At 58.5% G+C, this 8,235-nt stretch carries 13 protein-coding genes; 7 read left to right on the forward strand and 6 right to left on the reverse strand.

Going from position 1 to position 8,235, the window contains the following annotated elements; translation table 11 throughout:
- Both NCR93_RS31500 and NCR93_RS31505 read left to right on the forward strand, forming a co-directional pair.
- Window positions 1-241: HigA family addiction module antitoxin (locus tag NCR93_RS31500; protein WP_250524671.1), on the forward strand; the 241-nt coding region annotated here is incomplete at its 5' end.
- A 320-nt stretch (window positions 242-561) separates the two neighbouring features.
- Window positions 562-1,314 carry a replication initiation protein gene (locus NCR93_RS31505; protein ID WP_244808906.1) on the forward strand — a complete coding sequence of 251 codons (753 nt, stop codon included), beginning with the start codon at window positions 562-564 and terminating at the stop codon, window positions 1,312-1,314.
- Window positions 1,315-1,628: 314 nt separating this feature from the next.
- Here NCR93_RS31505 and NCR93_RS31510 read toward each other — a convergent pair whose 3' ends face one another.
- The 6 genes from NCR93_RS31510 to NCR93_RS31535 form a co-directional block, all read right to left on the reverse strand.
- Window positions 1,629-1,883, reverse strand: a complete 255-nt coding sequence (locus tag NCR93_RS31510; RefSeq protein ID WP_244808905.1) for a hypothetical protein — start codon at window positions 1,881-1,883, stop codon at window positions 1,629-1,631.
- A gap of 14 nt (window positions 1,884-1,897) precedes the next feature.
- On the reverse strand, window positions 1,898-2,539 hold the full coding sequence (locus NCR93_RS31515; protein WP_244808907.1) for an AAA family ATPase: 642 nt from the start codon (window positions 2,537-2,539) through the stop codon (window positions 1,898-1,900).
- A 495-nt stretch (window positions 2,540-3,034) separates the two neighbouring features.
- A complete protein-coding gene (locus NCR93_RS31520) occupies window positions 3,035-3,295 on the reverse strand; it encodes a hypothetical protein (RefSeq protein WP_244808904.1) in 261 nt (86 codons plus the stop codon).
- Complete coding sequence (locus NCR93_RS31525; protein ID WP_244808903.1) at window positions 3,279-4,133, reverse strand: integrase domain-containing protein; 855 nt, start codon at window positions 4,131-4,133, stop codon at window positions 3,279-3,281. Before NCR93_RS31525 ends, NCR93_RS31520 begins: the two co-directional genes overlap by 17 nt.
- Before the next feature lie 856 nt (window positions 4,134-4,989).
- Entirely contained in the window at window positions 4,990-5,466 is a 477-nt protein-coding gene (locus NCR93_RS31530; RefSeq protein ID WP_008344533.1) for a response regulator, read from the reverse strand.
- Window positions 5,467-5,515: 49 nt separating this feature from the next.
- A complete protein-coding gene (locus tag NCR93_RS31535; protein WP_008344535.1) occupies window positions 5,516-5,827 on the reverse strand; it encodes a hypothetical protein in 312 nt (103 codons plus the stop codon).
- 164 nt (window positions 5,828-5,991) lie between these two features.
- Between NCR93_RS31535 and NCR93_RS31540 the strand changes: the two genes are divergently transcribed.
- The 5 genes from NCR93_RS31540 to NCR93_RS31560 all read left to right on the forward strand — a co-directional run.
- Window positions 5,992-6,381: a hypothetical protein gene (locus tag NCR93_RS31540; RefSeq protein ID WP_244808902.1), complete on the forward strand. Its 390-nt coding sequence runs from the start codon at window positions 5,992-5,994 to the stop codon at window positions 6,379-6,381.
- Window positions 6,382-6,408: 27 nt separating this feature from the next.
- Window positions 6,409-6,702 carry a YuaX family protein gene (locus NCR93_RS31545; protein WP_244808901.1) on the forward strand — a complete coding sequence of 98 codons (294 nt, stop codon included), beginning with the start codon at window positions 6,409-6,411 and terminating at the stop codon, window positions 6,700-6,702.
- An 8-nt stretch (window positions 6,703-6,710) separates the two neighbouring features.
- Window positions 6,711-7,664, forward strand: a complete 954-nt coding sequence (locus tag NCR93_RS31550; protein WP_244808900.1) for a tyrosine-type recombinase/integrase — start codon at window positions 6,711-6,713, stop codon at window positions 7,662-7,664.
- Between the two features lie 149 nt (window positions 7,665-7,813).
- Window positions 7,814-8,092: a type II toxin-antitoxin system RelE/ParE family toxin gene (locus NCR93_RS31555; RefSeq protein WP_244808899.1), complete on the forward strand. Its 279-nt coding sequence runs from the start codon at window positions 7,814-7,816 to the stop codon at window positions 8,090-8,092.
- A 10-nt stretch (window positions 8,093-8,102) separates the two neighbouring features.
- The coding region (locus NCR93_RS31560; RefSeq protein ID WP_250532461.1) for a HigA family addiction module antitoxin at window positions 8,103-8,235 on the forward strand (133 nt) is incomplete at its 3' end.

Consider the following 8,235-nt stretch of genomic DNA (forward strand, 5'->3'; position numbering starts at 1 on the left):
CCCGGAGCTTGGTTTGACGGTGACTCAAGCGGCCGAGCAGCTCGGTGTCACGCGCGTGGCGTTGTCACGCGTGCTGAACGAGCACGCCGGTATCTCGCCAGAAATGGCCCTTCGGATCGAGGGATGGCTCGGCGTCGAGAATGGCGGCCGCGCGGACGTATGGCTGGCCCAGCAGACAGCCTATGATCTTTGGCAAGCGCGTTCCAAGGGAACGCCCAAAGTCGAGCGCGCACACGCGTGAGCCTCACTTCCACGGCATCAAGGGCGCTTCGGCGCCCTTCGTTTTATGACCTTGCTTTTTACCTGTGGATAAGTCCGAGCCGTTGTTTCAATAGCCTGTGGAAACGACCGAGCGGTTCCACCATAGACCGAGCAGCTCCACCAATAAACCGAGCGGCTCCACCAATAGAACCGAGCAGCTCCACCAATAACGCCTCGCAAAGCCTTATCCATCAAGGCTCCGACCCTGTCTAAAACGAAGTAAAACGGTAAAACGTATACAAAACGGACAGAACTGGTGGTAGCATCGGCATCTGCTCCAATAACCGAGTAATTGCTCCAATGAAAACTGGTCTGTCAGCAAAGCCGGGCAGCCAAACGGGAATAGCTGAGCGCAATGTGACGATGGCGAACGCCGTCACCCGAGCCGCCCACGGGCTGAGCCTGCCCGAAAAACGATTTATCGCCGCAGCGCTTGCTAAAACTGACAGCACCGATGTGCGTGGTCTGATGGATCCGAAGATGCAGACTGTCAAGCTGTCAGCGATCGAATATGCCGAGACGTTCGGCATCACACTTGACGCCGCTTATCAGCAATTACAGGCGGGCGCAGAAGCATTACAGCAGCCAAAGGTTATCGTCGAGACACCAACGCGGCGCGGTGTAGTGCGTGAAGTTCGCGCATGGGTCATCACCGGAAAGTATGCGAAGGGCGAAGGAATGGTTGAAGTTCGATGGCATCCTGACCTGGTGCCATTCCTGTTCGGCCTACGCAAAGAGTTCACGACCTACAAGCTTAAGCACGCCGCGGCATTCCGTTCGATCTATTCTTGGCGACTGTTTGAGTGCCTGAGGTCTTGGCAGGGTGCCGGGCGATGGACGCCCACGATAGTCGAATTCCAAGAAGCGACCGACGCTACGCCTACAGCACGGGCAAATTTTAAGGAACTACGACTACGGGTCATCGAACCTGCAGTCAAAGAGCTGCGAGAAAAGAACGGACTAATTGTGAAGTGGGAACCTATCAAAGCCGGCCGGAAGGTGACGGCACTGCGATTTGAGTTCGAACCCAATCCGCAAGGCGCGCTGTTCTGAACCGCGTATTTTTTTCCAACTCGAAGACGGCGAAACTCTTTCCTGATGCGCCGATGCACGAGAAAGAAGCTTCCGCTCGCAGCATGTGGATAGCACCCGGAAAAAGACGCAATAGCTGCCCCCAAAGTCACGGCACTTCCCCTTGTGGTTAGCCCATTCTCCACTGGCCAAAAACTCGGTCCGTGGAGAGCCGCTGTGCGGTTCGGGACTTCCCCTCACTTGAGCCTGACGCGCCCTTTCGGGCTTGTCCTATAAGAGAAACGACCATTCAAAACCGCTCGCAACAGTCCAACAACTGAAGAACAGTTAACGCGTCAGTTCTTCGTGTCCCGCTCCACCAACTCAGCGCAGGCGAGCGAAATTGCTGCGGCTCGGCTGAGGCCCTTCCGTACGGCAAGCGCGTCGACGGCAGCGAGCAAATCGGGGGCAATTGTAATGGCGATTTGAACCTTGTTTTTCCGTGCTGACGGGCTCGTGTTTGCCGCGGCAGTGGCATCGGGCGCGCGAGCGATGAACGCACTTGCCGCTGGCTCGCTGGCAACAGATTTAGGTTTTTTCGTAATGGACATATATATTTTCAATATTATTTCAATATTGAAATAATGTAATTTTTTAGTGCCGATAGTTCTATCGATGCGCTCGCGTCGCGCGGCCGATATTCATCGATGTAGAGCCCCGCACCGCTCGCGCTGGCGAACGCTTTACGCCGCCCGATACGCAGCGGCAGCAGCTCGATGCCTTCAATGTCAGCAAGCGCCTCACTCGCCTCTTCGTTGTCGCTGCCTTGTGGATCGGCGGCATTCAGCAACGCTAGAGCTCGTACGTCGCGCACACTGCGCGCCTCGCGTAACAAGCTCGCCACGTCCGACAGCGCCCAAACATCGAATGAACGCGGCTGAAACGGCACCAACATAAGATCAGAGACTGTTAGCGCCGCGCGTAATGCGGTTGAATCACGTCCGCCCGCATCAATGATGACGTGATCGTATGCACTGGCCTGCTGCGTGACCTGTGCGCGCAGCGTCGCGCCGTCTGGGTACGCGGCGGCGGCAATCGGTGCTCGGCCACTTTCAGCGCGCACGGTGATCGCGCCCAGGCTTGTCCCCTGCCGGTCTCCATCAACCAGCCACACGCGCTGCCCATCTAGCGAAAGGCCCAGTGCAAGCTGAACGGCAAGCGTCGATTTACCCACCCCACCCTTCGTGTTCCCTATTGTGATAATCATATAAATATCACCGTATTTCAATATTGAAATGCTATTTAAATAATATGATTATGGGGGAACTTGTCTAGCGGCTGTAGTGTAATGGCAACTATCTCTTGATAATTTTGCTTATGCGGATAGGGTCAAAAGGCAGCTTTCAGGCGGAAGAGCGGAGGACCGCTTGATTGCGCGTTGTTTCGCGGTCAAGGACCAGCAAGTTACCGGCTGCCGTCAATCATCATGCGTTCTGCGATCACGTCGATCTGACCTCGCAGGACTGCAGCAAAGGGGCAGAAAAGTCACCGATATCTGACACTTTTCTACCTCTTCGCTTCGTCATGTAGGCCATCGAAATCATTGGTGACACAAAGGATGCCATACCGGCCAGTTTTCGAGCACTTTGTGAAGGCCCCGACAGGGCCCCTGCTGGGGCTCAGGGGCTTTTCTACCAATAGTTTGAATCTGCCTTGGTCCGTTCCGGGGCCAAACAGGGGCCCTGAACGGACCAAGGCTGTCCTATCGTTGGCGAGGATCACTATTGGGTTGCCCAATAGCAGTGAAGATCAATCGCTCCACCACCTCCCGAATCGTCTCACCGCGATGCCGAAGACCTTTGAGCGCTTCGAATGCCTCAGGCGAAATTTTCACCCTCGGCAGCGCGTCAGCCGGATCCGAAAGCGCTTCCAGCTGCGTACCTCCGACCAGTTCAGTTTTGACCTTCCACACGCTGCCTTTCGGCAGCCGGTGAGCGGTCACGAATTCAGGTTTGCTGCTCATAGCTCGCCCTCAGATAGTTGTTCCAAACCCAGCGACCGCGCCCCTCACCGTGGCCAAGATCACGTGAGCACAGCGCGAGCGCTTCTTTGACTTCGTGGCCCTCGCGCAGGTAGTACTCGTAGTTGTCGCGACAAAAGGCACGGCGCAGGGCGTGGCCAGAATCTTTACCCTTAAGGCCTAGCGCAGCAAAACGCTCATGGACGTGCTTTTGGGCTGCACGTGCGGTCGTAGCGTCGACCAAGTGGGACCGCGTCGCCATGACCGTGAGCGCGGCTTGTACGGCTTCTAGGGCTCGCGTGCGATAGGGCGCTGGGATGACCGTATCTCGCACACGTCCACCCTTGGTGCCATAGCGAACCGTGATAAAGCTTTGGCCACGTGCGAGAGCCGCTTCCCATTGCTTCAGGCTCTTGTGGCTCTCGATCATTTCTTCGCGACGCAAGCCCAAGCAACGCTCGAGCTGGATCCACGCACGCGTGTCGGCCGCAGCGTGCTCGAGCGCATGAGCGAGCACCTGCTCATCGACCACATGGCCACCGCCAATGCGTGTTCCCGCTGGCACACCAAGCTGCAAGTTGGTGAGAGCATCGGCCCACGCGCCGCGGCCAGCGCCGTGCAACGCTCGGCGCAGATGACTGACTTCGTTTTGAATCGTCCGCGCGGTGATGCCCGCCTCAATGCGCGTGCTCACGTAGTTGCATAGCTGCTTCTTCGTCACGGTGACGGGATCGACATCTCCGTAACGTTGCAGCTTGGCGTGCGCGGCAAACGCTCGGAAAGTCGTCAACATCTTCTGCCGGGTCAACGTCGCGGCTCCCTTGTAAAGCGATGCTTCCATGAACTTCACTTCGGTTGATCGAGGCCTCGATCGCGAGCGATTCGGTGCCGACGCGGATTTGTTCCTGCTGTTCATCGTTGGTCTTTGTCGTTGTTGTCGTTCGTTTTTGTGTTGCGCCGAGTCGCTCCAGCGAGCCGGGTGCTGCGTGTGTTTAGGGAACTGTGGGCCGCCACCTGGAGGTGGGTTGTTGTGGCCGGTACTGCTGCCGATGAGGTCGTTTGTCGTTCGCCGGTTGGCCGGTTCGACGCGCTGACGTGCGCTTAACTATCACGTCATGAGACGGACGCCTTGCGTGGCGCGGGCGAGAGGAGTGCGCGAAAGCGCGTCACTGCTCCTCGATGCGAAGCAGTGACGCGCAAAACCACGTGGTTGCCTCGGCGGATGCTCCCAATGATCGGGCCGCGGAAGGCGGGGAAGTCACCGCATCTTGCTTGCTGCGTTTGCTGTCGGCACAGCAAACGGGAAGCGCGGACGCGATGCGCTAGCTGGGCTGCTCGTTGGCAGCCGAAAGACGAGGTAAGTTCGAGCTTGGTGGCTCGTAGGAACGTGATGCGCGGGCAAAGCCCGAGATGGAAAAGTGCTTGCGCTTGCGATGGACGGACTACGACAGCCCCGCCGAAGCGCCACGAAAAAATCGCTCACGGGGCTGTGCAGGGCGGACGAATCCGATGTACTTGCCGTAAGCGGTTTGCGGGCAAAGTGCCCGGCTTAAGAAGTAGGATCAGGCTCGAAGCCGATCGTAGGTCGATGCGTCAGGGACGCAGGAACGCCGCTACGTTAGCACAGCAGTTTTCGTCTGACCAGTCAGGTGGTCGCACGTGGTTTCTTACGATGCCGATCAGCTGGTCTTTCGAAGCTAGGCAACGCCTCCCGCACGGGTACCTGATCCCGTGCCATCGGCCTGAGTGAAAGTCTTGAGCAGCTGGATCAACTGACTGAGATCTCGACCTTTTTGCAGGTAGCCGTCGAACTCGTCATCGACCAACTGGCGGCGCAGTTCGGTTTCGTCCAGCGCGGTATAGGCGATGATCGCGATGTGGTTGGTCCGCGGATCACGCCGCAGCATGCGAGCCGCCTCGATGCCATTGCATGCTGGCATCTGGATGTCCATTAGGATGATATGGGGCGCCCATTCGGGCGCGAGATCGATGGCGTCGCGACCGCCGAAAACAGCACGTGACTCGATGTCCTCCAGCGACAGATAGACCGTCATGGCCAAGGCTGCATCGTGGTTGTCATCGACCACGAGGACGCGCAGTCTGGCTTGATTGAGTGGCACTCGTCGCGCGGTCCACGGTCGGGGCGCCCGCTGAAACAATTTCGAAAACGGCATGAACTCTCCAGTGCGCCCTATCGATAGATAGCGCACCGACCATGCCCGCCTACGAGGAGTCCGGTAAGCAATCGTCCTGAATCGCCGTCCGGACGCTTTGAAGGACGCCATCCACGCAAGTCAGGGCCCAGTCCAGCCGTCGCAGTGCCAGGTAGGTGCGCGCCTTGTTTAATTCGCTCTGCTGCGCCATGTCGAGGGGCAGGCTCCACTCGACGAGTCCCACGAGGTCGGACATGTCACGGCAAAGCGTACTTTCTGTTTTTTCGTATTGCTGCTTGCCCAACGCGCGTCGAATCAAGGATGAGAATTGGGCGCAGTCGGCCACAGCAAGGGCAAGCGCATGCAGGTCAGAGTCCGACATGATGAGTAGCCGAAACGTGATTCACGCAACCCGCCGACGCTAGCGCACTTCGTGCCGTTTTATAAGGCGCTCGGCGCGTCCGAATTGCGTGCACAACGGTCGCGCCAATACGTATCGTCCTTCTATATTTGATAATGTCCTTTATCAGATATAAAGGAGGAACGATGGAGCGTGCTGCGACGCTACGTTTGACGCTGGTCCGTTCAGCCGGCGATGAGGCCGCGTTCAGCCCGAACTACCAGCGTGAACTCAAACAGTTTTATCACTTGGTGCGCGCCGATCACACCCGCATCAGTGCCATCGCGTTCACGATGCCAGGGCTGTCGGACGACACCGGGTTCACGGGCGAGTTTGTCGTCCCGCTCAGCCAGGAAATTGGCCCTGTGCTCGCGCGTGCTGCACTGGCGTGGCGCAATGCTCAGGCCGGCCGCGTCGTGCGGTTGACGCTCGGTACCTTGGATTTTGATGTCGGAACAGCAAGCGCACTGGAGGCGCTAGTGACCCGGGCGCAGGCGCTGCTAGTGAGTCAGGAAACGACTGTACCGCCTAAGTGACGATTACCTGGCTTTCTCAAAAACCCTATGTCCGACAAACTTATTGCAGACCTTCGTACGGAGGTAGCTGCTGCCCTCGAGGCGCTTGAAGGCCTCGTCATCACGGTTGACTTCGATAGCGAAGATCCGGACAGCGTCGAGGCTGCCATTGAAAAGGTCGAAGCGACGATCGACGCCACCGTGGCGCCTTACCGCGGCCATCCGTTGATCGAATCGGCAGTCGCTGACCTCAAGGCCGAGTGCCGAGAAGGCCTCTATAAGCAAGCCGAACGTGCTGCGCCGATTACGCCGGGCATCACGACCAAGCCAACGCTTCATTGACGACCCCGATGGGCTCAATCCTAGTTCTGGCGACCTCTCTTCCCTCGCTCGTGACCTCCGCTGGCGAGCAAGCAAGTATTCGCTTTCTGGAGTTCTTTGCCTCAGCCATCCGCAATCCGCATACGCGGCGGGCGTATGCGCGGGCGGCAGGGGATTTTCTGGCTTGGTGCGCCAGCGCGGGCGTGACCTCCATCACGGCTGTGCAGCCGCTGCACGTCGCCGCGTGGATCGAGCTGCAGACGCAGACGCATGCGGCGTCGACCGTCAAGCAGCGCCTCGCGGCGATCCGCCACCTGTTCGACTGGCTGGTCACCGGCCAGATTGTCCCGCACAACCCGGCCGCGTCAGTGCGCGGCCCCAGTCACACGCCGAAGAAGGGCAGGACGCCGGTGCTCGATGCGAGCGAAGCGCGGCAGCTGCTGGACAGCATCGACGTGTCGACGCCGATCGGCCTGCGGGACCGGGCGCTCATTGCGTTGATGGTGTTTTCGTTCGCGCGCATCGGCGCGGCACTCGCGATGCGCGTAGAGGACGTCTATGTGCAGCAGCGGCGCCTGTGGGTGCGCCTGCGCGAGAAAGGCGGCAAGGCGCATGCGATGCCGTGTCATCACACGCTGGAAGCGTATCTCCACGACTACCTGGAGCAGACCGGCCTGCGGGATGAGCCGAAGGGGCCGCTGTTTCGCACGATCGCGCGCGGCACCGGACAGTTGAGCCCTTCTGCTCTCCCCCAAGCCAACGCCTACGCGATGGTGCGGCGCCGGGCGCGTGTGGCCGGCATCGATACGCTGATTGGCAACCACACGTTTCGCGCAACCGGTATCACCGCGTATCTGAAGAACGGCGGCACGCTTGAAAACGCAGCCGCGATGGCCAATCACGCATCGACCCGCACCACCCAACTCTATGACCGGCGGCATGATGAGATCAGTCTAGATGAGGTGGAGCGGATCCGCCTTTGAGAGAACCCGTGAATTTGATTTTGCTTCACCCAATGTGTATAGTGTAACTATACGCTACACAGATGGCGAAGCAGAGCGCGAAGCAGTTCAACTCACTCACGAAGGAACCACCATGACCGTCTTTAACTTTTTCAAGTATCAGGAGCCCCATGATCAAGTCATGGAAGCACAAGGGACTCGAGGAGTTCTTCGTCAGTGGAAGTAAGGCAGGCATTCGACCTGACCATGCATCCAAATTAAAGCGTCAGTTAGCTCGGCTGAGTGTGGCTCAGTCGCCACATGATATGAATTTGCCGGGCTGGAAGTTTCACCGATTGGAAGGGCCGTTAGCCGGTCATTACGCGATAAGCGTGAATGGGAACTGGCGGATGACCTTCACATTCGAAGGTACTGACGCTGTCTTGGTGGACTACCAGGACTACCACTAAGGTTCAGTACATGACCCAAATGTTTAACCCGCCTCACCCAGGTGAAACGCTTCGGGAGGATATCCTCCCGGAGCTTGGTTTGACGGTGACTCAAGCGGCCGAGCAGCTCGGTGTCACGCGCGTGGCGTTGTCACGCGTGCTGA

Source organism: Caballeronia sp. ATUFL_F1_KS39 (assembly GCF_023630985.1).
GTDB classification, from domain to species: Bacteria; Pseudomonadota; Gammaproteobacteria; order Burkholderiales; family Burkholderiaceae; genus Caballeronia; species Caballeronia zhejiangensis.